Genomic DNA, 24,682 nt, shown 5'->3' with positions numbered 1-24,682 from the left:
GTCAGATCATCGCCACGACACATTGCATGATCGCGCCGATGGTGTCGACGATCTCCGAAATCATCTCCACAATGCGCGCGGCGTCATCGCGCTCCCGCTGTTTGCCATTCTGTCCGCCGCCCGCGCCTCCCTGGCTCTGCGGCTTTTGGTTGCGCTGATTCGAGGCGGCCCCGCCTCCCACGTCGGAGGCGATTCGAACAGGAGGAGCGATCGGCTGGTCGTCGATGGCACCACCACCGACCGGGAGCGGATCGTCATCGGCATTGTTGTCGTCCAACGCATCCCGGCGGGCGGTCTGTGTTTCCAGCGGATCCTGCCCGGCGGCGTTGCGCAATGTGAAATCAGCGCCCTGGCCGAGCAGGGTCGCGATCACGTTCGGGTCCACAGTGAGGTGGGCCAAGGTGTCGCCGTGGTCGTCCTGCGCATCCGGCTCGCACCCACCATCACAGAGGAAATCGATGACATCCGGCCCACCGGGTGTGACGAAGATGGGAGTCTTCCCGCGGGCATCTTGTACATCCAAGGACGCGCCGCCGGCGAGGAGCGCCTTGGCGATGGCCACGGTGCGCGCGTAGAAGATCGGCGTGCGTCCCTCCCCGTCCCGCGCGTTCGGATCAGCGCCCGCGCGAATGAGCCGCACGATCTCCTCGGGCGAGGTCACGCCGAACAGCGTAACGCGATTCGAGGCGGCCGCTCGGTGAAACAACGGCTCGAAGTTCGGCGTGTTCCAATGGTGGATGTCGTAGGGGGGCTGGTAGGGGCGCGGCATGGGGTGTCCTTCGGTTGGGGACGCCGCCGCGCCCGTGGTTGATCCATTCAAGCACATGCGACCTGATTGGCAAGTCACCGGGTGCGCGTGCGGCGCGCGGTGGGTGCCCCCTCGGAAGGCGGACTCTGCGTGGGCGGCGGCGCCTTCTCGGGCTTGCTGATGGTGTAGGCGCGGCTCTCGCCGGCAAGCACCGAGGTCTTTTGCGGCTTGGCGGTGTCCGCGCCCGAATCGGTGGCCTGATCGGCACGGTGCTGTTTGATCCGGTCGGCGCCGACCGGCGCCACCTCGGACGATGCGGCTGTCGCCTCCGTTTGAGCGTCGTGGTGTGCGTCGGCTTTTTGGTAGGCGGCCTTCGTGTCCTGGTCCTGCGTCATCGCCGTCGGATTGGCATCGGACACGTCGTTCGTGCCCTGGGTGGTGCCGCCCTGGCCGGCGGTGCCGCCATCCTCGTCCCGCTTGGCCCGAAGGTTGTCGGCGATCACGGGCGCGACGGCGACATCGTTTTGGTCGCGATCGGATGCGTGCGAGGTGGAACCCTCCCAGTCCACGTCCTCGTCGGTGATGGTCAACGCGTCGATGTCGGCTTCGGTCAAACCCTCGTGCACAGCGGGCTCGTCGAAGACGAGGGACGGATCCTGGTCCACCGGAGGACGGGCGGTTGGGACGTCGGCCGGCGGTTCAACGCGCTCCTGCGCGGCGCCCTGGTGGGCGGCGTGGGCGTCCAGGAGAGCGTACGCGTCGTCCATCCCCCGCTCGATCCGTGCGGCGGATTCCGGGTGGGACGCACGCGTGGGCGTTGGCGCTTGGGCCCCAGTGTGCTCCATTGGCTCCACGTGGGCCGATGGAGCGGCCGCATCTGGTGTAGGCTCCTGGTGCTGGATCGGCGCGCTGAGGTTGGTCACGCTCCAGCCCTTGCGGACAGCGGTGGTGTCCTGGGTGGCCACCACGTGCCCCTGGTCGTCCCGCACCTGCTCCTTGACCGCAACAGGCGTGTCCTGGCCGGTCCGTTCCAGATGGATGCGATCGCCGATCTGCACTTGGGACTCGGCCATCGCACGACTGAGGTCCTTGCCCCAATGCGTGGCTTGTTTGCCGGCATCGGGCTGGACCGTCACGAAGTACGATTCGTTGTTCTGGGGATCGTTTTTGTACGGCGCCGGGCCGTGGTCGACCAGAGTTCCCGTCATGCGATCGGCCGCGGTCGATTTTTGGGCGGCATCGGCGGGTGGCTTGTGGGACTCCGCATCGGCCTGCTTGGCCATTGGGAAGGGGTGTTCGTTCTGGTAGGCGTCCAACCACGGGCGATCGGCGAATGTCTGCTGCCGGGCCCAGTCGCCGAAGGTGGCGGCGTTAGAGGATTTGTACCGCGAGTCAAGGTCGTTGCCCTTCGCGTCGTGCGCGGCCACCCATGCGGTCGCGGCGCCGTCCACCCATTGTTCGGCGGGCTTGTCGCTGCCACGGTCAAGGTTCGTGCGCCCCTCCGCTGGAGTGGTGGGGTGCTCGGGCGTGCCGTGGAAAGCGCGTTGCATGATGGCGGCCCGTTCCTGATCCTGCTTGGCCTGCGCGGCGGCGCGTTCGGACCGCACCGTCTGGGCGCGCTCGTTGTCGGTCTGAATCTGACGCATCGCGTCCGCGTACGCGGCGCTTTGCTGCCACTTCTGTTGATACTCCCGGGCTTCAGCGCGGTTGCGCTCGGCTTGGCGCTGGGCCCGCTCGGCGTCCAACGCCTCCGGCGACATGGTGGCGGTGCGCTCCTTGTAGGCTTGAACGATGGTCTGGCGCGCACTCAACTCGGCAAGCCACGCCTCTCGCTGTTCGTTCAACTGCTTGGCGCGTTCCTCGCGCACCCGGAGGGCATCGTCGGAGTGCCAGGCGTGGTGGTAGTTGGCGGATGCCCATCGACTCCCTTCCTGCCGGTCGTGCCCCGAGCCCCGCGTGTGGTCGGCGTGATTGGCACGCCGCTCACTGTTGGCCTTCTCCTGTGCATTGTACTCGGCCAGGATTTCCTGACGCGAGCGCCGATGGTGCTCCCAGCCGCTGTCGGATTCCTGAGAGTCCCGCAGCATCGCGCGATGGACGTATTCCTCCCGATCGGCGCGCTTGCGGAGTCCGGTTTGGATGAGTGCGATGGGATTCCACATGACTGAGTCCTCGCGATCAGGCTTTGAACAAAGGGAGGGGACGACCTTCCGCGGTGAGGCCGATCAAGCCGCGCTTGATCAACAACTCCTGGACCAACGTCTTCCGTTCCTCCGGCGACATCGCGCGGGCCTTCGCCACAATGTCGTTGCGGAGACGCGCCGCGCGACCGATCAGTCGGAGTTCCTCCTCCTTCCAGGCGGCGTGCTCCTTCTTCCGAACGGGATCCCGTTCCAGGTTGCCGTTGGCGATGACGGCGTTCAGGGCGGTGGTGTAGTCAGCGGCGGTGCTCATGCGGCCTCCTGGGCGGTTTCGATTTGGCTCTTGTGCTCGGCGATTCGCGCGCGCAGTTGCGCCGGAGTCATGTGCTGCAACTTGCAGAAGTCATAACGGGGCGCGCCGGCCCGGGTCAGGTACACAAACGCATCGCCTTCGCCCTTCGTCAGCAACTGAGCCTGCAGATCCGCTTTGGACACACGGTCGATCTCCACCTCCTCGATCTCAGCGGACGCGTGCTTGTGCTTCAGGCTTTCCATGTACATGGCGAGCATGTCCTGATCGACCAGATGGTGGCCGCCCTTGTGCACCGACAACTTGCCGTCCTTGGAGGCCGGGCGGATGGTCACGTGACCAAAGCCGTGGTTGCGCAACTTCTGGTAGAACGCCGCGAAGGGGTTGGAGGCGTCGAACAGCGGCGACCCCTTGAACTGCGCCCAGGCGTTGTCGAAGGACAGGTTGCCGTTGGTCCACATCTTCGTCTTGGCCGCCAGGGTTTTGCCGCAACGGGCCTCAAGGTAGGCGTAGGTGAACTCGGACGTCTGGAACGAGATCACGTTCGAGCATTGGCTGAGCAGCGCCAACACCTCTTTCTCCTCGAAGCCGGCGAGCCCCTGGAAGTTTTCCAGGCCCTGGGTGAGCAGGAAGTACGATCCGCCCTTGGAGCGAATGGTGGTGATCAGGTTGGCTTCCTCCGAACCGACGATCAGATGGCATTCGTCGATCAGGATCATCACGGGTTTCTGTCCAGCCTTCACAAGGTCGTTGGACCACTCGTCGTCGCGCCGCTTGATCTCGTTGTGGACGATGCCGCGGACGATCTGGGTGATGATGCGTGCCGGGTCACCCAGTTTTTCCACGTTGAGGGCCACACCCAGGTTTTTCCCGTAGAACACCCCGTCCGTGCGCAAGGTGCCCTGCTCCAGGGCGATCCACGGAATCCCATCGGCGTTGTGCATCACCGTGCCGGTGCGCATCAGCGGGGTAAACGCCTGCTGGATGTTGCTGAAGAAGGAGTTGCGGGTCTCCTCGGGCTGGTTGACGACCCAGTCCTCGACAGCCTCGAGCGCCATCAGCAAGCCGGAGCGTTCGATCAACACGTCGTGGTAAATCGTTTCCGGATTGGTCTCGCGGCGGTGGTCCGAGGCGTTCACGCCCAGGAAGTCGCGCCAGTGCAGGACCTCCTTGGAGACCGTGAACGATGTGCCGGACTTCAACCCGGCGTTGGCCTGCCGCACCGTGTCGTACAGGTGGCCGTACGTCCAGCGCCACTCGCGGTCCTGGGCCACAACCGCTTGGCGCTTGGCCACCTCATCCTCGCGGCTCGCCAAGTCCTCGTCCACGTCGGCGCCGTCCATCCCCTCGATTTCGAGGATGAGCGTTTCGATGTGACGCTTGGCGATCTGCTCGCGTTCGTAGGCACGTGTGGCGATTTCGTGGGTGTGGAGCGCGCCCAGGATGTACGTGCAGTTGGTGGTGAAACTCTGGGCGCCTTCCCGCCAATGTGAATCCTTGCCATTTTCGTCGCTGTCCTTGACCGCCTTACCCGTGGCCTTGAAGGTGCGCATGATGCCGCTCACCTGGACAGCGTCCAGCCCGGCCATAATGGCCCAGTCGGCGCCGGGCTCGATCATGATGTCGATGATGGGACGCAGGTCCTTGGGCAGTTGGCCTTTGCCGCACATGATCAGCATGCCGCCCTCGCCGGAGCGCCAATATTCGTAGGCGACAGGCCGTGCGAGCGAGGCGGTTTTGCCACTGCCGCTGATGCCGAACACGATGGTGTGCCCGCCCAAGTCCTTGGTGGTCACACTCATGTCCGCGCCCGCGGAGGGGGTGAACGGCGTGGCGGCCTTCAGCGCCGACGAGCCCGTGCACGTTCCCAGTTTGATCACGTGCGAGGTGTCGCGCGATGCTCTCAGGATTTGCCCGTTCCGTGTGGACTGAATCATGCCGCTTTGCTGGAAGGACCGAATCTGCATGTTGCTCTGGGACATGCTGAACTGCAGCAACAGCATCTGGGCGCGGTACCGCCACCAGGCGTCCAGGTTGCGCACCGCCATCAGGCACCCCGGCACGAAGACGAAGATCCCTTTGGCCACCGACGGGAGCGCGACATCGATGTAGACGAGCGCCGAGATGTAGGAGCCGAACCAAAACAGGGCGAGCAAGCGTTCGCGCAGGGTGTGCTTGAGGCCACCGCCCTTGAAGAAGGTGACCACACCGGAAAAAATAAAGCCGCCCAGAAGCACGATGACGGCCCCGATCGCGATCAGTTCCATGGGAATCTCATGGAACCAGCGCAAGGGTGCATCCAGCACGCCGGAGAGCCACGCGGGCATTGCCCTATTGAGCATGAGCGGAAGCGCGGCGCCGATCAGGATGGCTTTCAGGCCCGTCCACACGCTGTTGGTCATTTCTTCGATCGTGAGGAACAACGTTGCAAGCGCGAGGGCCAGCACCGTGGTGACGCCGATGGCGCCCCACGACAGCACAGCGGCCGGCAGGATTCCCGCCAAGGCGTTTGTGAGCGTGACGATGGCCACCCACACCGCCGCGATCATGGGGATGAGCGTGTAAATCAGAGGAACGGTGATGGGATCGCTGCCCGGGCCCCATTCCTCGGCCAGGCTGACACTTTCCACAGGCTTGCCGTCGGCGGTGAGGCGCGGCATGCCGCCGTGAATGCCCGTCAAATCGTCGGGGACCTTGACCCAGAACGGCCGCAGTTTCTTGATCACATCGGGCGTGCGCTTGTCTTCAGGCAACACCCAACCACCGTCGGATTGCACCGCGCCGTAGAACGACACGATCTTTTCGGCGTCCGGTCCCACGACTTTGCCCAGCGCACCGTTCACCGCGTTGGGTGAGAGCCCGTTGGGGTCGGTGTTGCCGCCGTACATGCGGTCGAAGGCTTCCATCGACTGACGGATGTCGTCGTGGTCCTGGATGATTCGGGACACGCCGGAGGCGAGGCGCTTCACAAGGGACGGCATGAGGTGGGTTCCTTACTGGATGAACGACTGCGGACTGGCCGATGTCGCGGCGGGAATGACAGGGGATTGGCCGTGTTCACCGCAGGCTTGGTAGCGGCGCACCAGGAAGGTGGCGTCGTGCAACGACAGGCTCTGTACGCTGTGGTTGCTCAGACTGGGAATGCGGACGATGTCGGCGGCGCAGGTGTCAAAGTTACCGGTGAGGCGCGCCCGCTCGTCGGCGCTGAAGTTGTCGACCTCAGGGGTGTTGACCGCGCCTTTGTTCAACATCAGCCAGGTCGCGGGGGAGACTTGTTGGCGCAGAGGCATCATGGCGCGCATGAGCGCGGTGGTGTCGTAGTAGCCGTTGCTGCGGCAGACCGGAATCTTCATGGCGAGCGCCACGGGCAGGAAATCTTCGTGCTTGATCTTGGCTTGAGCCAGACTGGTGCGGACGAGATTGCCGTTGGTGACGATGTCGGCCATCACCACCGGACAGGACGTCAGGTCGTCGACAATCGTGTGCTGCTGGTCCGCGGTCAGCGTCACGCCGCTCGCCAGCGCATCCTTGAACGCTTGGGCCAGATCGGGCGCCATCACCTGGTCGGTGTTGTCGTCGGAGTGCACCGTCGGTGCATTCGAGTCGTGCACCAAGCCGGCCACGCCGTTGGAGACCTTGTGCTCGATGGAAACGGATTTGCAGATGGACCAGGCCACCGTGTTCGCCGCAACGACCACAGCGGCACAAAACAAGGTCCCGAAGACAAAGCACCGCCAAGCGATGGTCTTCATCGCGCGGTTGCTGTACTCGGCCAACAGCAGTTTCTGCCGGAAATGCACTTGATCGGTCAGGATGGTGCGGTTGGCCTTGGCGTAGAAGAACTCGTCCTTCATGTAGCCGCGCACGGGACCTACTCCCACCAACGAGCGCTCGGCGAGAGGTTTCTGCCGCTCGCGCGCTTCGTCTTCTTCGGTGTAGATCGGTGTTTGAAGGAAGAGCGTGCCGAGCAGTTGGGAGACATGAGTGGCCAGCAACTTGCGCGGCCGGTCGTACATCGGGAAGTACCGCCCGCGAACATAGTTCACGGGGGCTTGGATCACGGTGATCCCAAGGCGGATGGCGGTCATGAGCGGCATGGGGGCGGTCTCGTGCTTGGGGCCGTCGGTGGGGAAGCCGATCGGTGGGGGTCCATCCAAGAAAGCAGAAACGGACCCATTGGCAAGTGGGCTCAGTGTTGGTTCTTGAGGTAGGCGTCCATGGCCGCGTCGGCTTTGTCCTGCCATTCAGATTTCGCCACTGGCTTGGCCTTAGGCCCCTGTGTGGTTCCACGGTGAACGGGGGCTTCGGATGGAGCGACAGCGGCCTGCGGCTTCGGCGAATCGACCGCGGGGGCCGGAGTCGGTGTGTTGGAAACGACCGGTGACGGCGCGCTCGGCTTAGGAAGTGCCGGGCTGGCGGTCACCACGGGGCCGGCCTCATTTGGCGAAGTGGGAACCGTTGGTTGCGGGTTGGGGACTGGGGCTGCGGCTGGCGGGGTGCTTGCCGGCGGCGCGGGTTGCACGGCCGGAGCCGGGACCATCGCGGGCTTGGTTGGCGCTGGAGATGACGCCGCCACCGCGGGCGCCTTGGCCGCAACGGCCGGTGGCGTCGCTGGGGCATGGGACCGAAGAGCCCACCACCCGCCTGTTGCGCACAGCACCGCAACCACGCCGCCGATCACAAGGACGCGGGCGCTGTTGCCTCGATTTGGTGCGGTTGATTGGAGCGGTGCGACATGGGGGGATTCGTCGTCGATGCCGCGCAACAGTAGGTCCATGTCGGCGCGATCGGCGGACTCGGGCGCGAGCGCCGAATCCACCACCTGAGGCGCTGCCTCCTGGTGGTTCGTCGTGCTTACACATTCAACATGGGCGTCGTGCGCTTCAGCAGGCGCGTCCTCTGCTTGGTGTCCACTCTCCTCGGCGGCCTCCACCTGCTGGGGCACCGGTTCCGTCGGAACGATCGCCGCCGTCTCGGGATCGGTCGGTTCGACGGTTGGTTCTACCGGTCGCGTTGCAGCGGCGGCGGGCGCCACCACGTTCTTCGGGATCAAGGATCCCAGCGCCCCCACTTTGTCCTTGAGGGTGGCCGCACCCTTCCCCAGCGCTTCGAGCGCAGCGGCCGCCTGGACCGCGGCCTCGCGCTTCAACGCGTCGGCGGCCCGTTTGGCTTCGTCTTTGCCCATGGGCGAAAAATCCACCGACGTGGACGTTGTACTCGGCTTGGTGTTGGGCGGTTTGCTTGGGCTCGAAGGTGTTCGGCCTTCGATCTCGGCGAGCATGGCCGCGATGTCGTCGTCGTGGGAGGTCATGGTGGGTGGCCCTGGAGTGGTCGTTTCACCCTACGAACGGGGGACGAGGTGTCGATGGGACGAACGCGCCGGATCGGTGATTCTGTGCACTGGCGCGCATTGCTTGCGGTTGGGGACCTGTGTGCTTTCGTGGTGCCTTACATGCGCCGACGCTGCCGTGGAAAGGTCGGTCCCGCCGCGGCTTCGAGAACGGCGCGGTCCAGGCGGGCGGCAACCGCACCGTGCCCCGCCCGGGCCGCTGGGCGGAGCCCTCGATCGTCGGTGGCCATCGGATCGCAGCCCGCCTCCAGCAAGCGGTCCACAATGGCAAGCACCGTGGCGGGTTCGCTGAGATTGCTCGCCGCGAAATGCAGTGCCGTAAGACCCCGGTGGCCGATGACCTTAGACGCGCTCGGCAGCAAAGGGGTCAGCCAGTCGATATTGGGCCCGAGGCAGTTGCTGTCCAGGGCGTCGTGGAGGGGCATCCACCCGCCGGCGGCCAGAGCCAACGGATTGGCCTTACGTCGTACGAGATCGGCGATCGCCCCAGCGTTGCGCAGCGCGGCCGCGTGATGGAGCGCGGTGTGGTCGCGATCGTCGAGGACGATGTCCACGGGCAGATGAAGCGCGTGGTAGAGGTCCCATCGGTCGCTGGCGCACAGAGCAGCGGCGGCGCTCTCACCGTTGTCGTCCCACGCCAATGGATCGCATTCGAGATCCAGCAGCACGCGGATGATGCGCGGCGTGGTCCGTGGGATGCGGGCGGCGATGTGCAAGGGGTTGGAGGCGTCAATCACGCCCCATGTGTGGGCTGCCCGGTGCAGTGCTTCCGGGGAGGGATCGCCCCGGAGCACGCGCTCCCACGTCATCGGCCGCCGGCCGGTCATACCGTGCAGGCCGTTGTCTTGTCGCTCCCCCACAAGGTGTACGCAGGCCAAGCGCTGGTCGCGTCCGGCCAGGTCGGTTCGGTCCATGTTGTGTGGCACGGCAGCGGCACCGCTCGTGGTCCGTCGACCCAGACGATCGCGCCGGACAGACTGTGCACCGCTTTCTCCAGCGCTGGGATCACACGCGTGGGCGTGGCCAAGCACCCGAGGGACCAGTCGACGCGGTCGGTGTCGACGAAGTGGCTGGGATGAAACTCTACGTCCCGCGCCTCGGCGTTGGTGTTCCAACCTGGGGTGAGCCCGCGCAGGTGGTACGAGCGGCCGTGCGTCGGCGACTCGTACGGGTCGGTGAGGCGGTAGAGGCCGAGCGATGTCTCACCCGACCCGTCGGCGTTGCTGAAGCGGGTGGCGTAGCCGCTCCTGCCGGGATCGGATCCAGCCCCGTGTTCAATACGCGATTCAATAAGGAGTCGGGGCTGAGCGGGGTTGCGCACGTCGAACGCCCAGAATCGCGGACGGGTGTTGCGCTGGGACATGTCGGCGACCATCAGCAGGCGACTGTCGGCGCCTTCACAGGCATACGCGATCGCCGCGTGCTGCGCCACTTGCGCCGGCAGGTCGGGGGCCGCGTGGGTGAGAATGGGCAGGACGACCATGGCTCAGTTCCCCTGCAAGATCCGATCGGCCACATTGGGCACGGGACTCGGAGGGAGGCTTTGCGCCCAGGCCGCGATGTCCTGGATGCTCTGGCTGGTAGTGGCGTAGACGTCGGGCACGCGCTGCAGGCTGGTGATCCAGGGGCTCAGGACCAGCAGACCGATCATGTAGACGATCAGTTTGCGGCCGAGGTTCTTCGTGGGGTTGGGTGTGATGAGCATGGTCGGACTCCTTCTTTAATGCTCCGGTTGGTTCAAGGGCGGTTCGGCCCGGGTGTGCGGTGGGGGCTGATTGAGCGCCCATCGGACGGCTTGGCGCACCGCGGCACTTGCGGATACCTCGTTGGGCGCTCGGCGTTTCGAGAGTTCGGTCCAGAGATCGGGCGGGACATTGACTCGTGCAATGCGCTCTGAGAGCAGGCCGTCCCGCGGCACCGGGGGTATCGGTCCGGGAACAGCCACGAGGAACTGTTGAAGGATTTGCCGCACGGCTGCAGAGATGGATAGAGAATGCGTGCGCGCCAACCCCGTGAGTCCACGCCGTTCGTCCGCACGCAAACGTATCCCCGAGATGGAGACCGTGGCGGGAGGTGTGGCGCGTAAGGAGATCATGGGCGTGCGGCGATGGATAGGCTCACATTCACCCTAGGGGACCGCCTGGTTTTGTCATCACTACTGATGACAAATGGGTGGGTGTGGACGCCCAAGGCGTGAGACAGCGCACATCGCTTGCGGTGGGAGTCGTGTGTGCTGTTGTGGCTCCGTCCCTTGCCAGGTCCCGTGCGTTTGGTTCACTGGATGCCCACCCCATGGAGTCGGTGCCGTGACGTTGTTTCCGACGAAGGACCACCCGCTCAACTGGAGCCTTGTGTGCGATGTCCTGGCGTGGGGCGTGATTAGCCTCCTCCTGCTCGGTCCGCTGCGTGCGCCGGCCGGCACGTACAAGTGGTGTCCGTCCAATCGGCTCGCCCTGGTGTGTTCTCATCATGGCTGATCCGCGCGTCTACAACGCCTTCGGCGGAATCGGAAAGCACGTCCCGCCCAGCGCCCAGATCCGCCGGTGGGACGAGGTGCTGATCGCTGCATTAGGCGCGGCCGTGGTGGTTGGTGCTGTGGTGGCGGTTCCGATGGGCTACGCCGGCGTTCCAATCGGGACGGATCTTCTGCTGGGCGGTTGGTCCGCGCTGGGCGACGCCGATGCCTGGGCGCGGCTGCGCGAGGGCTGGGGCGTGCTGTGCGATGGCTTGGTCCTGGCGCCCAGTGTGGTGGCCGGGGCGTTGGCCGGTCGGGTGGCGGCCCGGCCGCGTTCGAACCGCGTGCACGTGTCGGGCACCCGGTTGTTGGAGGGGGCCGAGGCACTGGCGACAGCACGGGCGCGATCCAGCGATCCGGCGGAGCCCTTCGCTCTGCAAATCCATCCTGAGTACACGATGGCCAAGCGCCGCTGGGGTCAGCATGTTCTTGTGCTCGGCGGGGTCGGCGCCGGCAAGACCGTGATCATGGGCGGGTGGCTGGATCAGATCATCCGCGGCGTGGGCCTGCCCGGCGGCGATGCAGCGGCGCGCCCTGGGTTCGGTGGGTTGAAGTGCTTCATTTATGACGTGAAGGGGGATCTGACGTCGCGGTACCTGGAGCCGGTGATCATCTCGCCCTACGATGCCAGGTCCTACGTCTGGCTGATCGGGGAGGATTGCGTGTCCAGCGCCGATGCGGACATTTTGGCCGAGCAACTCCTCCCGCCCCGCCCTGGGGAGAGCAACCCGTTTTTCACGAACGGCGGGCAGATGATCATCAGCGCGTTGGTGCGCATGCTGCAGGTGACGAAGGGCACGTCCTGGCGCTGGCAGGAACTGCGCGACGCGTTGCAACTGTCGGCCGAGGCCAAGTTGGAAGTGCTCAAGACGTACCACCCCATGGCGTCGGTCGTTTTGAACGATCCGCAAGCGAAGTCGGCGAACGATCTGATGGCGACGGTCGCCATTGCATCCCGCGCCGTGGACGACCTAGCGAAGGCATGGCCACCCGAGCAAGCCGAACGCAACGGCCGATCCCGCACGTTCTCCATCCGTCGGTGGATCCGCGACGACTACACAGGGCGTCGGCAAGTGATCGTGCAAGGCGGCGGGTCCCCGTCCCTGACGGCCGCGTACATTGGTGCGATGGTGAACATCGCCGCATCGGCGATCTGCTCCGGCGCCCTCCCCGACAACGAGGGAGGACGGTTCCTCGGATTTTTCCTGGATGAAGTCACGACGTGCGGCCGGCTGGACCTGCGCCTCTGGACTTTGGGCCGATCGAAGGGGGTGGTGGTCTGCGCCGCGACCCAGTCGCCGGAGTTGTTGGCGCGCACCTACTCGCGCGAGGAAGCCGATACCGTCATGACGGTTTCGGCCACAACCATTTACGGGCGCATGGGCGCCGGGAGCACGCGCGACAAGGTGGCCGAGCACGCCGGACGCAACCGCGTGGCCGCGCTTCGGCCCGACCAAGCGTTTGAAGAGAGCGACAACATCCTGCGGACGTACGATCTGACCAACAAACTCGGATTCAAGAAGACGCCGGACGGTGCGGCGGTCACGGCCATCCTGGACCAAGGTGGCGACCTCCTCATGCTCGACTGGCCGGTGGTGAGTTACCCCAAGAAACGCGAGGAGCAGGTTCCCGGCGTTCTGATGCTGCCTCCTCCGCGCTCGGATCCCGACGAGGATGTCGTGCCGCTGGAACAGGAACAGGCGGTGGCCGTCTTGGAGGTGCTCGACCGTCTGCGCGCCCTGGGATCGGCCCTCCCCGCTTTTGACGAACCGGCGCTGTCCGACTGAGTCCACCATTGGGCGGTCGGGTCCGGGTGTGGCCCACCGGGCGATGCACGATCTCTCAAAACGGCAAAGCCCCCATTCCAGGGGGCCGTACCGTTGGGGACTGTTGCAGTCCCGGCTCAGTGGATCGGATTCGGCGACACCACGATCGCGTAGGGAGCGTAGGTCGTGCTCCCGCAGTGGTCGACCACATTAGCGTTGTCGAGCGCGTGACGCTGCGCCAGTTGATCCATCGGGACTTCGCAGGTGTGGAGGTTTGTGCCGTCGAACTCAACGGTCTGCTTTTCCTTCGCCTGCTTCAGGATCTCCGCCAGTTTGTCGAAGGTCGCCCGGGTCTTCGGGCCCACGCGTTGCATGTCGGCCGGGTCGTAGTTGATCACGAGGCGGCTCACCGCAGCGGTGGGCTGCTTGGTGTCGGACGCTGTGACCTGCTTGGTTTCCAGTTGGGCCTTCAAGCCGGCGGCCTGGGCCTGCGCCTGCAGGGCCTGGTACTGAGCCAGTTGCTTCTTGTAGACCTCCTCGCCGATCACCGCACCCGAAACACCACCGGCGACGGCACCGGCCGCGCACAGCGTGCCGGCGTTGTGATGGAAGAGCGCACCGATCACCGCACCGGCGGCGCAGCCAATGCCGGCACCAGCGACGGCACCGGTGGCCACGTCCTTACCTTGCGAAGGCTGGGAGGTGGTGGACGACGAGGACGGGCTCGGTCCCATGCCGGGCATGCTGGCGCAGCCGGAGAGGACAAGGGCGGAGGAGAGGGCGATGGCGAACAGGGTGTTGCGGAACATGGGGATACTCCTGATGGGATTGGGATGTGGAACGGGGGTGGGAGGGTTATCGCTGCTTGTGTGCGGACTTGCCTCCTGGCGGCGGTGTTGCCGAAGCGGCGAGTTGTGGGGAGGCGGCCACCATGAGCCGATACAGTTTTTTGTAGTGATCGGTGATCGCTTGAAGGGCGGCGATTTCCTCTATGAACTTTCCCTCCGCGGCCTGGAGAGCGAGGATCGCTTCGGCCTGAGTCGCGCTTTGGTTGTTGGCGCTGGTGTTCACCCGTTCGACGACCGCATCGATGGCGCCGAGGGCATCCCGCATCTCCGCGCCGTGGTCTCCGCTCTTGGGCCCTGGTGTGGACCACCGGTCCTTGAGCGACTCGGCGATCGCTTGGGCGATGGCGTCGCTCTCGTCGGTGGTGCGATCGTCGAGGGCCCTCTGCAGGGCGTTGCCGAGGCGTGTGGTCAGTGTTTGGGTGTGCGTGTCGAGCAGGGTGCGGATCGCGGCGTCCTGGGTGGCGAAGCGGGCGTCCAGATCCGCCACGGCGTCGACATGGCTGCGCTCCATGCGATCGGTGGCGTCCCGCAGGGTGTCTTGGGCGCTGGCGACCGTTTCGATTCCGAGTTGGACGCGCAACGCGTGGCCCAGGTATTGGCGTTGGCTGACCCCGGCACGCCGGGCCGCCCGTGCGAGCGCGCTGTGCTCGCTCGTGGTCAGATCGACGGCGACGCGGGTGGTGGAGACGGCCATGTGGGGTGTGCCCGTGGGGAGGAGGCACAACCCAGTCAAGCAGGAAATCGTGGTCTGGCAAGATGGGGCGCGGATTCGTCCGCGAAGCCTTGGGGCGCTTGGGCTCGGATGTGGTGCGCTGGTGTTCGCGTGGTGCTTGTGGGCGGCTCCGCCGGCGCGCCGTTGGCGTGTCGGGCTTCACCGGGCTTGGATCAGGGCATGACGACTCCGATTGTGAGGCCACCTCCGGTGCGTCCTGTCCATTGCCCCCGGGGCGAAAAATGCCGCTTGCCGCGACCCCTGCAAAGGCGACATCGCCCGGAGGCCAACGCGACGATTTGCGAAACGCGCGCGGCTTCACCGCGACTCGCGACAACCGGCGACTCCCCGCCGGCCACATGCGTGCCCTTTCGCTTTTGCTTCACCAGGCTCTCCCGCGTATGTGCTCGTAACGCCGGCGCTTCACCAGCCGGCCGCCGTCCGCCTCTGCGCTTGGGCTCGTCCCTGCTCCACCTCTTGTCAGAGCCCTTCGCTCTGCTTCACTGGGGTTACCCCCGAACGACGCCCCGCCATGATCGAACCGAACGACGCCCTGCTCGATGCGATCGCCACACGCGATGCTTACCAGCGCAACCCCGACCGTGCGCCGTGGCAAGCAGTCCACCTGGCCGCAGCGCAAAGCAACAGGTGCGCCCTCTGTGGTGCCCCGTTCGATGATCGGGTGGTCCGACCCATCGCCGATCCGGTGATCCCCGGTGAGGTGGGTGGTCCGCTCCATCTCGCCGATAACTTCGCCCTCCTCTGTTCTCCGTGCGCACAGAAACGCGCCCACCGCGACCTATTGGACCTCGATGGGCCGGTGCCCGCCGCGTTGCTGGAGAGGCGCGCGGCTCTGTGGTTGCAATACATTCCGCACCACCTGACGCGCCTCGGTCGGGGGCGATCCCAGGAATCCTATCGGGTGGTCCTGCGTGATCGGGCGTCCCACGCCCGGTGTCCGTGGGTGGTCGACTCAACGCCCGAGGGTGTGTGGATCGGCCATTCCCTGCGATCGCCGGACGGCCCCGGCCGAGCCGCTCACGTCCGTCTCTTGGCCGAGCACGGCGCCATCAGGCACCTGGCGAATGATCGGGCCCGCGCCTTCTTTCTGCCGTCGGAGTTGGCCCTGGACGGGTTGTGGGCGTTGATCGAGGCCGGCGGCTTGATTGTTTCCATCGATCCACACGCGGCGCCATCGGCCCGCGACTGCCCCACCTGGCGCCACGCCTGGCCGGTGCACCTGGTGTCGGTCATCGCGCACGTTCGGCGCTGCCAAGAGCCGGGAGGCACGCCCTACCCGTCGACGCCGCGTGCGGAGTCCGATAAGCCCAGCGCGCGGCTCCACCGGACCGCCGACCGTCGAGCCGCCGTGCAGCGGTGGCGCGCGGAGGCCGAGGCGGCGCGTCAGCGCCTGACCGAGGCACGGTCCAAGGGCGCCCCTGCCTTGATCGTCGACGCGCTGCAGAAGGACTGGATGCGCTGCGTGCAGCGGCGCACGAACGCCCTGGCAGGGTTGGATGCGGACCGCCCGTGATGGGCGGTGGGGTGAGCCCGTGCGCGTGTGATGCGCTGGTCTGTTCGAGGCGGACGGTCGTCGCCCCTTTGGTGGTGATCCGCTCCACAGTCGCGCACGTGCATCGCTTGCGGTTCGGTCCCTCTGTGCTTTGATGGGGTCACCACCACCCCAGTTGGGCCCGACCATGTCCTCCCGATTCGCCCTGGCCTTCAGCCGCCACCCCACAGCCGGTCGTTACCCGCCCGTCGGGTCCGACACCAACGAAGCCTTGGTCGCGCGGCGCGCCGCGCACGACAAACGCGTGCGGCGCCTTCGGTGGCGCCGGCGGGACAAAGCCCGCGACCGCACGTGAGGGCAACGCCGTAAGGCCGCGCCCGCTCGGGTCTACGATCTGGGTCCTAGGGAGCGGTACCGCGGCGATGATCCGCGCCCGTCGATCGCCTGTCGGCCATCCCTGACCGTTGGTTCCTGGTGAGGCCCTATGGACACAGCCTGGCTTCGGGCCGAATGTGTCCGGCCTCGCAGCACCAGATCGGAAGGGGGCCCATTCGCGCGCCCGACCTGGACGCCGTACAGCGCGGAGTTAAGAGGGAGGGCCCCGCCCGATCGCCACGGTTGTTGGTGCTCACCCCTCGGCGGAGGACTTTGGAGTCCTTCCCCCATGCGTCCCCAACAGCACGGCTTCACCCTGATCGAACTGCTGCTCGTTCTGGCCATCATCGCGGCTTTGGCCGTGGCCGCGTTCATCATCTACCCGCGGGTCCAGGCCGGCCGCGCCGCTCAGAACGAGGCCGACATCCTCTCCGCCTTCCAGGCGTCGATGAAGGGCCTGTTCACCACCGGCGATTACTCGAAGGCCACGACCGCGGTCACCGCCGGCGCCAACATGTGGCCGCAGGCCATGTGGAACAGCCCGACCGCACCGACGTCCGTCTCCAACGAGTGGGGCGGCGCGGTGACGGTGGGTCCGTCCACGGCGGCCGGTGCGACCTCGGCCACCACGCCGGCGACCTACTTCACGGTCACCTACGCGGCCGTCCCCTACGACGTCTGTCAGAAGTTGCTCCCCGACCTGATCGCGAACTGGGGCCGCGTCGCGGTGGGCACGACGGTGGTGCAGGACACGATCAGCGCGACCACCACGCAGTACGACCCCTCCGCTGTGGCCACCGCCTGTGGGTCCAGCGCGCAGGCATCGGCCGGCGGCGTGACGCTCACGCTCACCAGCAACTGATGCAGCCGATCCGACACGGAGCAGTGCCGTGTCGGATTATTTGCACAACTAAAAACCCCCGCGGATCCCCTAACAGGGCGCCGCGGGGGTTGTGTGTGGAGCGTTGGGCCGCGCCGAAGGCGGTTGCGGTTCGTTGATCCGCCGTTCCGGAGGACGGGTCAGGCGTACAGCGCCCAGTGGTCCAAGTGGTGCTTGATCACGGTGAAGATCAGAGCGGCGGCGACGATGGTGGCGATCATGATGGCGGTTCCTTGTGAGCCTCAGTGTCCCTGGGGCTGTGCGGCGCGATGGGGTTGTTAGATCAGCGCGAGGAAAGCGGCGGCGATCGGCGCGACGATGAACACGAAGACGGCGATTTTGCCCAGGTTGTCCAACGGGTTCAGGATGATGTCGGTGGCGGTGTTCATGAGTGCGGTTCCTTGAGGGCTGGGCGATGCATGGTGGGGACCATGCGTCCGATCGCCGGCGCACATTCAATTTAGGCAATCGGTGGTGTTTGTCATCAGTACCGATGACAAATGCGCGCGATTGGTGGTTTGGCGATTCCAAACTGTGCACTGGCGCGCATCGCATGCGGTGGGGTCCCTGTGTGGTGTTGTGGTTCCCTCGATGCACGACGTCAGAGATGTTGCGCGATGACCTGGCGACCGTCGGGCGCTCGCTGCGCTCGCGCCCTCGGTGGCCTGATGCGCCACAGGCTGATTCGGCTTAGGTCGGTGCCGCCTCCAAAACCCCGCGCGCCTGCGGCGCGCTTCGGACGGGAAGGAGAAGCCCGCACACCTCGGCTCCGCCCGATGGCGGATGCGGCTGGGGATGCGTCGTTGCGCGGGCCGCTTAAAGCCGCGCGATCGTCACGTCGTGGGGTTGGTGTTGGGGGCGCCCATCGCGCCTGGTGCGGAACGCACCGTGAGGTTCAGCCGGCGCAGATCGTTGCGGATGGCACGTGGACTGCTGTTCGTGAGCGCGGCGAGGTCGCGCACCGTGAGATGGGCCGATGCCAGCGCCGATCGGATGACGGAGCGGCGTTCGTGCGCGCTCGCGCGTCGCTGGGCCTCGGGTCCGCTGGATCCGGTGAGGCGTTGGCGATCGACACGGATCTGCTGGAGGCTCACCCTGTAGCGCTGCGCGAGCACGATCGAGGGAATGGTGGGATCGATTCGCAGGTCGCCCGCGATGCGTTCCCGCCGTTGATCGGCCGCGTCGCGCTTGGGGTGTTTCGGTTTTCCCGCCGGCCGCGCGTTCAGCCCCAGGAGGAGGAGGTCCTTGCGGACACGTCGCAAGGGCACGTCGGTGAGCACCGCTAGGTCGCGCACGCTGAGGTCCGCCGACGCCAGCGCCGATCGGATGACGGCGCGCCGGGCGCGGGCCTGTTGCACCTCGGGCCGCGGGTGCGGATCCAGGGTGTGCGTGTGCAGGATGTGGCTGACCCACTGGTGGCTGCATCCCACGGTCCGCGCGATCGCCGCAATGTGCAGGCCGTCCCCGTGCGCCGCGAGCACACGACCGGTGAAGCGATCGGGCCGAGGTCGTGCGGCGATCCCGTTCAACAAGAGCACCTCGCCCACCCACCCGCGCGTGCACCCGAGACGTTGGGCGATGGCGGCGATGTGCAGGCCCTCGCGTCCGAGGACCACAATGCGGTCGGCGAGCGCGCTCATGAGAGGGCCCGGTGGATCGTGTTGATCAGCGACCAGCGGATGTCTTCGTCCCATGTCGTATCGTTCGTGATCGTCTCGGCCAGGTGCTGCCCGAGATCCTCCAGCGCGTCGGGATCGGTGGTAACGCGCAGGTCCTGCAGCAGCGACTCCAAGCCCGCTTGCATTGTCAGTTGCCCCGGCCGAAGTTCGCGCCAGGCGTCACTCAGATCCGTCCACCGCGACCACAACGCAGGATCGGGAAGCACGGGATCGGGACCGGTGGGGACTTCGGGGCTCTTGGCCTCGGGTGTGGGCCGCGGGGGCTTCGGCCGCACCACGGTGGAGCGGCGCAGAGGCACCGCGCCCGGCTGAGCCTGCCGGTAGCGCCGGATGTCCGCCTTGACGGTGGTCACCGGCACGCGCAGCAGGCCGGCGATCTCCTCGTATGTGTAACCGTCCCCTAAGAGGGTGATCTCCTTCTCCCGGCGCTTAGCGACCTGGGGATCGCTTTGCCGGCTGGTCGGCACCCCCTGGTCACGCAGGTCCCGGCGCACCTGGGCGGCGCTCACGCCGAGACACCGACCGATGGTGATGGCGTCCATGCCGCGTTCGCGCAGACGGCGTCCGCGCGAGAGGCGGGCTGCGAGGGCATGGGGGTCGGCCATGGGGAGAACTCCGCGCGGGTGGTGTCGCTCCACACTACCGGGGTTCCCGGCGGTGTCGAGTCCGCTGCCGCGGTCCCTGGTGGGCACGGCGCGCCGAACCTCCGGTTCGTTACGACGCAACGACGTTGCGGCGCGCTGGGCGTTCGATGTGGGGACGCGGGGTGGGTTGTGGAAGCGTCTTGGGGCCTGCCTGCCCCCAGAATCGGGGCGATTGTTGTATATCGGGAGGATGTTTCCAACTTTTTTTATACGGTGTTCTGCGGTGTTCTTGGTTACATGAAGTGAACAAATGTTCACTTCATGTAACTCGCTCCCTCACCAATTAAAAATAATTGCCTTTTATCCTCCCTATCCCCCCTAAATGATGATTTCAGGGAAGGATTCAGAGAGAAAAGAAAGGAAGTTCGGGAAACGTCGCCGAAAAAATGTATAGCAACTATGGGGGATACCATCCTCCATATAGATAACGCGACCCCCCCCAATTGGGGGGGATCGGAGCGAAATATCGGTAACTTTGGCCCCGCAACCGCAAACACATGTATCGACGCATTATCTGTAACTTTTGCCCGTTTTAGGGGGGGGTATTGGGGACTCCAGCCCCCCAAAAAGTTACACCAAACGCCATTTTATCCCCCCGAATCGGGCCGATTCGGGGGGATCCCGAGGCCACTTGGGGGGATACTTGGGGGGATCGAAAAAGCGATCCCCCCAAATTGTGGAGCCCTCCCCGTCCCCTCACGGGTGTCCTGGGGCGCCGTGCGCTCAGCCCGCTTTCTTGGCCGCTCGAGCGGCGGCACGCGCCGCCTTCTGCTTGTTGGACCAGGTGATGTCCCCCTCCACCTGGGCGCGGCTGGCCTTCAACGTCTTCATGACTTGGGCGACCGTCTTGCCCTCTTTGCGCAGAGCGAGGACCTTCTTGCGGCGCTCGTGAATGGCGTCCCGCTTGGCCTTGCGCGCCGCGTGCAGTTCGGGGATCAGCGCGATGTCGTTCGTGATGGCCTGGGCGTAAACGCCAAACTCGTTGGCGATCCACTCGACGGTTTCGCCCCGCTTCAAGAATTTTGGGATCTGCTCCAGGCGGGAATCCCGCTCGGCCATGATCTCCTCCTGGGTGCGAGAATAGCCCATGAACTTCAGGTCCCGGTTGACCACCCGCCGCCGGATTCCGAAGTGCTCGGCAATCTCGTTGGTGGTCGTGCCCGCCTTGTGCATCCGCACCACTTCCTTGCGGCGTTCGTCCACACGGTCCCACTGGTTCTGGAGCACCGCTCCGTTCGCCACGGCCGTTTCCCGGATCTGGGCGACGCGTTGGTGGGTGATCTCACACAGGCGGGCGATCTCGTTGGGACCGAGCGGCGGTTCGGCGGATGTGACGTTCTTAGCGCGGGCGTTGATGCGCCGCTGGTCCTCTTTCAGGTAGGCCAGGACCTCCTCGCGTTTTGCCTCGGCCTTCAGGACGGCGCTGGCCTGCCGCACCGGGATGTCCAGCGTCTTGGCGATTGCCGTGGCTTTGGTGCCTTTGCGCCGCAGGCGGTTGACCGCGGCGACGGTTTTGCGGGAAACGGCCATGTGGAACCTCGCACTGTGGTGTGAGGGGATTGTGCCCCAGGGGCCGTGTGAGGTTCCAGGGGGCCCCGGTGTGCTCCAGCGGAACACGGGCGTGGCATTCAGCGCTCAGACGGAAGCGCCGACCGCTCGGTGTGATGGGGTGGATTGGGGCGCGGGCGACCAGTTTGCGCCTTCCCAACACCCGCTTTGGGTTCTGGCTTTGGCGCTGGGGCCCGGATGTGCCCCAGCGGTCCCACGCAACCCCGTCCGTCGGCCCTAAACGCTCGGCCCGTAGTACGCCTCGCCTTGGACCCAGCGCCGCCCGATGGTGTGGATGTGCCCCCACAGCGCGACCTGCCGCTGCTCGGCCTCAATGCGGGTGCCCGGTTTGTTGTCCACTACCTGGAGGATTCCGTTGCCGTCGGGAACGAAGAGGGTGCGGTCCTCGAAAAAGGCCACAAACGCGCGCAAGTCGTCGATCGCCTGGTTCTGCGAGGCCACCAACCCGGCCTCGATCCCGAACATCGGGTGAAGCGGACCGAAGCCGGCCAGCATGACCAGGGCCCCGCGCATCTGCTGCACCTGGTGGCTGTCCATGGTGGCGCCTATACGGAACGGGAGTTGGGGCAACACATCCCGGATCGCGTTGATGAACATCCGCGCGCGGGCGGCCACCTGATCGGGCCCGACCGTGATGGGCCTGAGTCGCCCGTAGCGGGCACCTTGGGCCGCCGTTTCTTCGGCCAGGCGCTGCCATTCCTGCAGTTTGGCGCGGTCGTGGAACCGCGGATTGCGGTCGACGATGATCGCGTGGTCGGCGCACAGCCAAATCCCGTTGGTGCGCGCGCAGCGAATCTGCTCCTCGGTGATGTCGGGGTGTTCCGATTGCGGCCGCGGCCCCTTCTTGCCCGCCGCCACCTCGTGCGCCCCGACTCCGATGCTGATGGCCTTCGTGTCGTCGTCCAACGATCGGATGCTGGTGATCTTTCCGCACTCCAGGTAGGCGCACGTATGCCCGGTGCGCGCGGCCAGGGCGCGCACATCCGCCAGGGAAAAATCCCCAGGCCGCCGCGTCACGGTGTGCCCCCATGCGCGCAGATGTACTTCGCTGTCGCGTACGTGATCGACTTGGGGTCCAACGGCTCCATGCCTTTGAGCGTCCAGATCGGCTTGCTGGTGTCGTAGGTGCCCGTGGTCGCCAGCAGCGGCACCATGTTCGAATCGAAGGAGATCTTGGTGATATCGCCCCACGTCATTGCCGCGCAGCCCACGGTGACCTGGGCAATCTCGGTGGTGACCACGCCCTGCCCCAGATCGACGCCCGGCGCGTAGGTCACTTTGACGAACGCGGTGCGGTCGCCGTTGCGCAGCGCCGTGATGCTGTTGGGGACGACGTACTCGGTGTGGACGGAAGGTGTGCCGTCGGAGGCGTCGGGACCTTGGGAGGTTTTCACCCAACCCGTCGTTTCTTGGGGACTCGTTCGGCCTGCGTCTCCTGGTCCTGTTGCTCCCGTTCCTGGTGCGGCCGCGGCCGCCGTCGATGCAGCGATCGCGTACGCCAGGGCGGCACCAACCGCCCGGCTCGTCCGTGTGCTCATGCTGATTCCCCGCCTGGTGTGATGCCCTCATTGTGCCCGACGAGCCGCGTGTGGGGCAGCGGGCTTACAGCGACAGATCGTGGTTCGGACGGCGCCGCTGCTCGGGACCGGGAATCCCAAGGGTTTGGGCCAGTTTCGCGCGCCAATGGGCGTCGATGTGCATTTTTTGGCACGCCTCCTCCCACTTGGCGGGATGCGTGCGCAGCGTGTCGAGCACCGTGGTGTAGGCCAGATCGATGTGCGGGCCGTACGCCCCGCGGGCCTTGATCCACGCCGCTTCAGGAATGGGTCCCCAGGTGGCGATCATGGCCGCCAGATCGATCATGTCCCGATAGAGGATCGCCCCGTCGGATCCCCGATCGGAGTTGGCCAGGAGTTTCTCGGTGTAGAGATCGGTGCGGTGAAGCACGGGAACGGGGAGCGATGCGACCGGGCCACCGGTCACGGCGACGCGGTTTTCGTAGACCAGTTCCAGTTTGATCGGGGTGCCGTTGACGTTAACGACGGTGCGCACGCCGTACCGGTCGAAGATCACTTCCCGATGGAGTGTGAGGTGGGCGCCGGGCTTCACAAGGGCGCCGAGGCTGTTGCTGGTCACCGTTTGCCGCAGCGCGCGCATGCCCTGCTGGGTGGTGCACAAAAAATCGATGTCCACCGATTCGCGGTGTTCGCCCACCAGGAGGGCGATCGCGGTGCCGCCACCGAAGTAGCACGAGCACGCCGTCAGCGCCGCCGGATCGAAGGCGGAAAGCGCCTGCATGATCCGCTGGTGGTGCGGCCGGTTAACCGTTAAAGACGCCACGACCAATTTCCCTGATCAGATCGTTGAGCAGCGTCCGCTCCTCAGCGCTCATGTGCTGCCGGTCCAGGCGGCGCGCGTCCCGTTCGTACAGGCCCAGCGCCTCCGCCGGCGTGACCCGGGCGGTCTCAGGGAGATGCCGGGCGGCCAGGCGCAGTTCGGGGTAGCGCTTGATCGGGATGGTTTTGGGGAGCATGGGGTCATCTTACCCGCCCGGGGCCAACAGTCCACGACGGGCGCTGGGGACCGGGTGGGTGGTGGTTCACAACCTCAGGGTCCCCTGGTTTCTGCCCGACCCTCCTTCAGGGACTTACATCGTGCGGCGCTTCGGCGCCGACCCGGGCGTTTCGGAAGTTGCGGCCGCCGCCAGGACCCCGCGCTCGATCTCCGCGACGATGGCGTTGTGGCCGGCATCTTTGGCGGCTTGCAGGGCGCTGGTCCCCTCATGGTCCTGCGCCGTGCCATCCGCGCCGGCGTCGATCAGCGTCCGCACCACCGCCGCGCAATCGTCCTCATCCCACCGGCGGGCATGTTTGACGAGCATCATCAGCGCATCGTGCCCCCTGTTGTTCCGCACGTGGACGTCGGCGCCGGCGTCGATGAGAATCCGAACGATGTCGACGTGCCCGTGCTGGCCGCCGGCAACCGCTTCGATTATCGCCGTGGCTCCCTGGGTGTCGTGCGCATGGACATTGGCGCCCGAGTCGATCAGCAATCGCACGCTCTCCACGCCCTCCCACCGCACCGCTTCCATCAGCGGCGTGTTTCCCTGCGCATCCGCTGCGTTCACGTCGGCCCCAGCGCTGAGACGCCGGCGCGCATCTTTCTCCAGGGCCCAGCCGCATGTGCGGCGCGCCTCGGCCTGGTGGCGGCGCACCCGTTCCACCGCCTGCGGGTCGACCTCGTGCCGCTCGGCCCAAGCGGCGACGTCGATATCGTCGAGGGTCGCGACGTCCTCCAGTTCGGTGCGAAGGGTTTGCTCACTCATGTGTTCGTCTCCGCTGTTGTGTGGTCGGCGAGCCGTCCCACGTCAATTCCGCCTGGGCCGATCGGGCGCCGTGCGCGCCCGATCGGCCCAGGCGGAGAGAAGCGAGGAAAGGATGATGGTGGTGCGCATCGATCGCGGACGGCCCTGGGTGTGGGGCCATCCTAGCAGCGGGTCACATCCGCCGGCGCGCCGGATGTGCTGGCGCACCCTATCGGGTCGCCGCCGACCCGCAACACCGACCCGCAAAAAAGCCCGAGAGCCGCCTCACAGATCAAGCGCTTGGGCCCGGGTGTGCTCCAACGGTTCG

At 66.1% G+C, this 24,682-nt stretch carries 23 protein-coding genes; 4 read left to right on the top strand and 19 right to left on the bottom strand.

The features are described from left to right. Window position 1 precedes the first annotated feature (1 nt). The 9 genes from DWU99_RS01290 to DWU99_RS01250 all read right to left on the bottom strand — a co-directional run bounded on the left by DWU99_RS01290 (window position 2) and on the right by DWU99_RS01250 (window position 10,254). Window positions 2-769, bottom strand: coding sequence for an ankyrin repeat domain-containing protein (locus DWU99_RS01290; protein ID WP_115476193.1), 768 nt, complete (start codon window positions 767-769; stop codon window positions 2-4). Window positions 770-843: 74 nt separating this feature from the next. Continuing rightward, window positions 844-2,910 (bottom strand): OmpH family outer membrane protein, encoded by a 2,067-nt coding sequence (locus tag DWU99_RS01285; protein WP_115476192.1) that lies wholly within the window; start codon window positions 2,908-2,910, stop codon window positions 844-846. 16 nt (window positions 2,911-2,926) lie between these two features. Next, entirely contained in the window at window positions 2,927-3,202 is a 276-nt protein-coding gene (locus tag DWU99_RS01280; protein WP_115476191.1) for a hypothetical protein, read from the bottom strand. Continuing rightward, the gene (locus tag DWU99_RS01275) at window positions 3,199-6,180 is read right to left on the bottom strand and encodes a type IV secretory system conjugative DNA transfer family protein (protein WP_115476190.1); all 2,982 of its coding nucleotides are present in this window, start codon (window positions 6,178-6,180) and stop codon (window positions 3,199-3,201) included. Before DWU99_RS01275 ends, DWU99_RS01280 begins: the two co-directional genes overlap by 4 nt. Window positions 6,181-6,192: 12 nt before the next feature. Further along, window positions 6,193-7,296: a hypothetical protein gene (locus DWU99_RS01270; RefSeq protein WP_115476189.1), complete on the bottom strand. Its 1,104-nt coding sequence runs from the start codon at window positions 7,294-7,296 to the stop codon at window positions 6,193-6,195. A 92-nt stretch (window positions 7,297-7,388) separates the two neighbouring features. Further along, the gene (locus DWU99_RS01265; RefSeq protein WP_115476188.1) at window positions 7,389-8,510 is read right to left on the bottom strand and encodes a hypothetical protein; all 1,122 of its coding nucleotides are present in this window, start codon (window positions 8,508-8,510) and stop codon (window positions 7,389-7,391) included. Window positions 8,511-8,647: 137 nt separating this feature from the next. Then, entirely contained in the window at window positions 8,648-9,286 is a 639-nt protein-coding gene (locus tag DWU99_RS01260) for an ankyrin repeat domain-containing protein (protein WP_147292868.1), read from the bottom strand. A gap of 86 nt (window positions 9,287-9,372) precedes the next feature. Continuing rightward, window positions 9,373-10,032: a murein L,D-transpeptidase catalytic domain-containing protein gene (locus tag DWU99_RS01255; protein ID WP_115476186.1), complete on the bottom strand. Its 660-nt coding sequence runs from the start codon at window positions 10,030-10,032 to the stop codon at window positions 9,373-9,375. A gap of 3 nt (window positions 10,033-10,035) precedes the next feature. Beyond that, complete coding sequence (locus DWU99_RS01250; protein WP_115476185.1) at window positions 10,036-10,254, bottom strand: hypothetical protein; 219 nt, start codon at window positions 10,252-10,254, stop codon at window positions 10,036-10,038. Between the two features lie 601 nt (window positions 10,255-10,855). On the opposite strand from DWU99_RS01250, the gene DWU99_RS20940 reads away from it, so the two are divergent. Together DWU99_RS20940 and DWU99_RS01245 are read left to right on the top strand one after the other, a co-directional pair. After that, window positions 10,856-11,026, top strand: coding sequence for a hypothetical protein (locus DWU99_RS20940; protein WP_158543199.1), 171 nt, complete (start codon window positions 10,856-10,858; stop codon window positions 11,024-11,026). Further along, on the top strand, window positions 11,019-12,851 hold the full coding sequence (locus DWU99_RS01245; protein ID WP_115476184.1) for a type IV secretion system DNA-binding domain-containing protein: 1,833 nt from the start codon (window positions 11,019-11,021) through the stop codon (window positions 12,849-12,851). The genes DWU99_RS20940 and DWU99_RS01245 overlap by 8 nt, the downstream gene beginning before the upstream one ends. 116 nt (window positions 12,852-12,967) lie before the next feature. On the opposite strand, the gene DWU99_RS01240 is transcribed toward DWU99_RS01245, so the two are convergent. After that, entirely contained in the window at window positions 12,968-13,639 is a 672-nt protein-coding gene (locus tag DWU99_RS01240; protein ID WP_115476183.1) for a glycine zipper domain-containing protein, read from the bottom strand. 46 nt (window positions 13,640-13,685) lie between these two features. Beyond that, a complete protein-coding gene (locus DWU99_RS01235; RefSeq protein ID WP_115476182.1) occupies window positions 13,686-14,372 on the bottom strand; it encodes a hypothetical protein in 687 nt (228 codons plus the stop codon). 550 nt (window positions 14,373-14,922) lie between these two features. Here DWU99_RS01235 and DWU99_RS01230 point away from each other — a divergent pair. Together DWU99_RS01230 and DWU99_RS01225 are read left to right on the top strand one after the other, a co-directional pair. Further along, a complete protein-coding gene (locus tag DWU99_RS01230) occupies window positions 14,923-15,924 on the top strand; it encodes a hypothetical protein (protein WP_115476181.1) in 1,002 nt (333 codons plus the stop codon). A gap of 643 nt (window positions 15,925-16,567) precedes the next feature. Next, entirely contained in the window at window positions 16,568-17,140 is a 573-nt protein-coding gene (locus DWU99_RS01225; RefSeq protein ID WP_158543242.1) for a type 4 pilus major pilin, read from the top strand. A gap of 851 nt (window positions 17,141-17,991) precedes the next feature. Here DWU99_RS01225 and DWU99_RS01220 read toward each other — a convergent pair. The 8 genes from DWU99_RS01220 to DWU99_RS01185 all read right to left on the bottom strand — a co-directional run bounded on the left by DWU99_RS01220 (window position 17,992) and on the right by DWU99_RS01185 (window position 24,375). Continuing rightward, entirely contained in the window at window positions 17,992-18,798 is an 807-nt protein-coding gene (locus DWU99_RS01220; RefSeq protein WP_115476179.1) for a hypothetical protein, read from the bottom strand. Then, entirely contained in the window at window positions 18,795-19,442 is a 648-nt protein-coding gene (locus DWU99_RS01215) for a sigma-70 region 4 domain-containing protein (protein ID WP_115476178.1), read from the bottom strand. Before DWU99_RS01215 ends, DWU99_RS01220 begins: the two co-directional genes overlap by 4 nt. A gap of 762 nt (window positions 19,443-20,204) precedes the next feature. Beyond that, window positions 20,205-21,011, bottom strand: coding sequence for a hypothetical protein (locus DWU99_RS01210; RefSeq protein WP_115476177.1), 807 nt, complete (start codon window positions 21,009-21,011; stop codon window positions 20,205-20,207). Between the two features lie 255 nt (window positions 21,012-21,266). Continuing rightward, on the bottom strand, window positions 21,267-22,067 hold the full coding sequence (locus tag DWU99_RS01205; RefSeq protein WP_147292867.1) for a hypothetical protein: 801 nt from the start codon (window positions 22,065-22,067) through the stop codon (window positions 21,267-21,269). Then, window positions 22,064-22,444 carry a hypothetical protein gene (locus DWU99_RS01200; protein ID WP_115476175.1) on the bottom strand — a complete coding sequence of 127 codons (381 nt, stop codon included), beginning with the start codon at window positions 22,442-22,444 and terminating at the stop codon, window positions 22,064-22,066. Before DWU99_RS01200 ends, DWU99_RS01205 begins: the two co-directional genes overlap by 4 nt. A 208-nt stretch (window positions 22,445-22,652) precedes the next feature. Further along, window positions 22,653-23,390: a nucleotidyl transferase AbiEii/AbiGii toxin family protein gene (locus DWU99_RS01195; RefSeq protein WP_147292866.1), complete on the bottom strand. Its 738-nt coding sequence runs from the start codon at window positions 23,388-23,390 to the stop codon at window positions 22,653-22,655. Then, window positions 23,371-23,583 (bottom strand): hypothetical protein, encoded by a 213-nt coding sequence (locus tag DWU99_RS01190; RefSeq protein WP_115476173.1) that lies wholly within the window; start codon window positions 23,581-23,583, stop codon window positions 23,371-23,373. The genes DWU99_RS01195 and DWU99_RS01190 overlap by 20 nt, the downstream gene beginning before the upstream one ends. Window positions 23,584-23,697: 114 nt before the next feature. Next, window positions 23,698-24,375, bottom strand: a complete 678-nt coding sequence (locus DWU99_RS01185; RefSeq protein ID WP_115476172.1) for an ankyrin repeat domain-containing protein — start codon at window positions 24,373-24,375, stop codon at window positions 23,698-23,700. Window positions 24,376-24,682: the final 307 nt, after the last annotated feature.

Origin of the sequence: Dyella psychrodurans (genome assembly GCF_003363265.1) — a bacterium.
Taxonomy (GTDB): Bacteria; Pseudomonadota; Gammaproteobacteria; order Xanthomonadales; family Rhodanobacteraceae; genus Dyella_B; species Dyella_B psychrodurans.
Note: the sequence above shows the minus strand (reverse complement) of the source record. Positions and strands in the feature narration are given on the sequence as shown.

Excerpts from the sequence above, each read along its gene's own strand:
- DWU99_RS01285 (WP_115476192.1), bottom strand. The coding sequence starts at position 2,910 with ATGTGGAATCCCATCGCACTCATCCAAACCGGACTCCGCAAGCGCGCC.
- DWU99_RS01220 (WP_115476179.1), bottom strand. The coding sequence starts at position 18,798 with ATGAGCGCGCTCGCCGACCGCATTGTGGTCCTCGGACGCGAGGGCCTG.
- DWU99_RS01230 (WP_115476181.1), top strand. The coding sequence starts at position 14,923 with ATGATCGAACCGAACGACGCCCTGCTCGATGCGATCGCCACACGCGAT.
- DWU99_RS01265 (WP_115476188.1), bottom strand. The coding sequence starts at position 8,510 with ATGACCTCCCACGACGACGACATCGCGGCCATGCTCGCCGAGATCGAA.
- DWU99_RS01280 (WP_115476191.1), bottom strand. The coding sequence starts at position 3,202 with ATGAGCACCGCCGCTGACTACACCACCGCCCTGAACGCCGTCATCGCC.
- DWU99_RS01275 (WP_115476190.1), bottom strand. The coding sequence starts at position 6,180 with ATGCCGTCCCTTGTGAAGCGCCTCGCCTCCGGCGTGTCCCGAATCATC.
- DWU99_RS01225 (WP_158543242.1), top strand. The coding sequence starts at position 16,568 with ATGCGTCCCCAACAGCACGGCTTCACCCTGATCGAACTGCTGCTCGTT.
- DWU99_RS01250 (WP_115476185.1), bottom strand. The coding sequence starts at position 10,254 with ATGCTCATCACACCCAACCCCACGAAGAACCTCGGCCGCAAACTGATC.
- DWU99_RS01290 (WP_115476193.1), bottom strand. The coding sequence starts at position 769 with ATGCCGCGCCCCTACCAGCCCCCCTACGACATCCACCATTGGAACACG.
- DWU99_RS01210 (WP_115476177.1), bottom strand. The coding sequence starts at position 21,011 with ATGGCCGTTTCCCGCAAAACCGTCGCCGCGGTCAACCGCCTGCGGCGC.
- DWU99_RS01240 (WP_115476183.1), bottom strand. The coding sequence starts at position 13,639 with ATGTTCCGCAACACCCTGTTCGCCATCGCCCTCTCCTCCGCCCTTGTC.
- DWU99_RS01215 (WP_115476178.1), bottom strand. The coding sequence starts at position 19,442 with ATGGCCGACCCCCATGCCCTCGCAGCCCGCCTCTCGCGCGGACGCCGT.
- DWU99_RS01255 (WP_115476186.1), bottom strand. The coding sequence starts at position 10,032 with ATGGTCGTCCTGCCCATTCTCACCCACGCGGCCCCCGACCTGCCGGCG.
- DWU99_RS01235 (WP_115476182.1), bottom strand. The coding sequence starts at position 14,372 with ATGGCCGTCTCCACCACCCGCGTCGCCGTCGATCTGACCACGAGCGAG.
- DWU99_RS01185 (WP_115476172.1), bottom strand. The coding sequence starts at position 24,375 with ATGAGTGAGCAAACCCTTCGCACCGAACTGGAGGACGTCGCGACCCTC.
- DWU99_RS01190 (WP_115476173.1), bottom strand. The coding sequence starts at position 23,583 with ATGCTCCCCAAAACCATCCCGATCAAGCGCTACCCCGAACTGCGCCTG.
- DWU99_RS01270 (WP_115476189.1), bottom strand. The coding sequence starts at position 7,296 with ATGCCGCTCATGACCGCCATCCGCCTTGGGATCACCGTGATCCAAGCC.
- DWU99_RS01245 (WP_115476184.1), top strand. The coding sequence starts at position 11,019 with ATGGCTGATCCGCGCGTCTACAACGCCTTCGGCGGAATCGGAAAGCAC.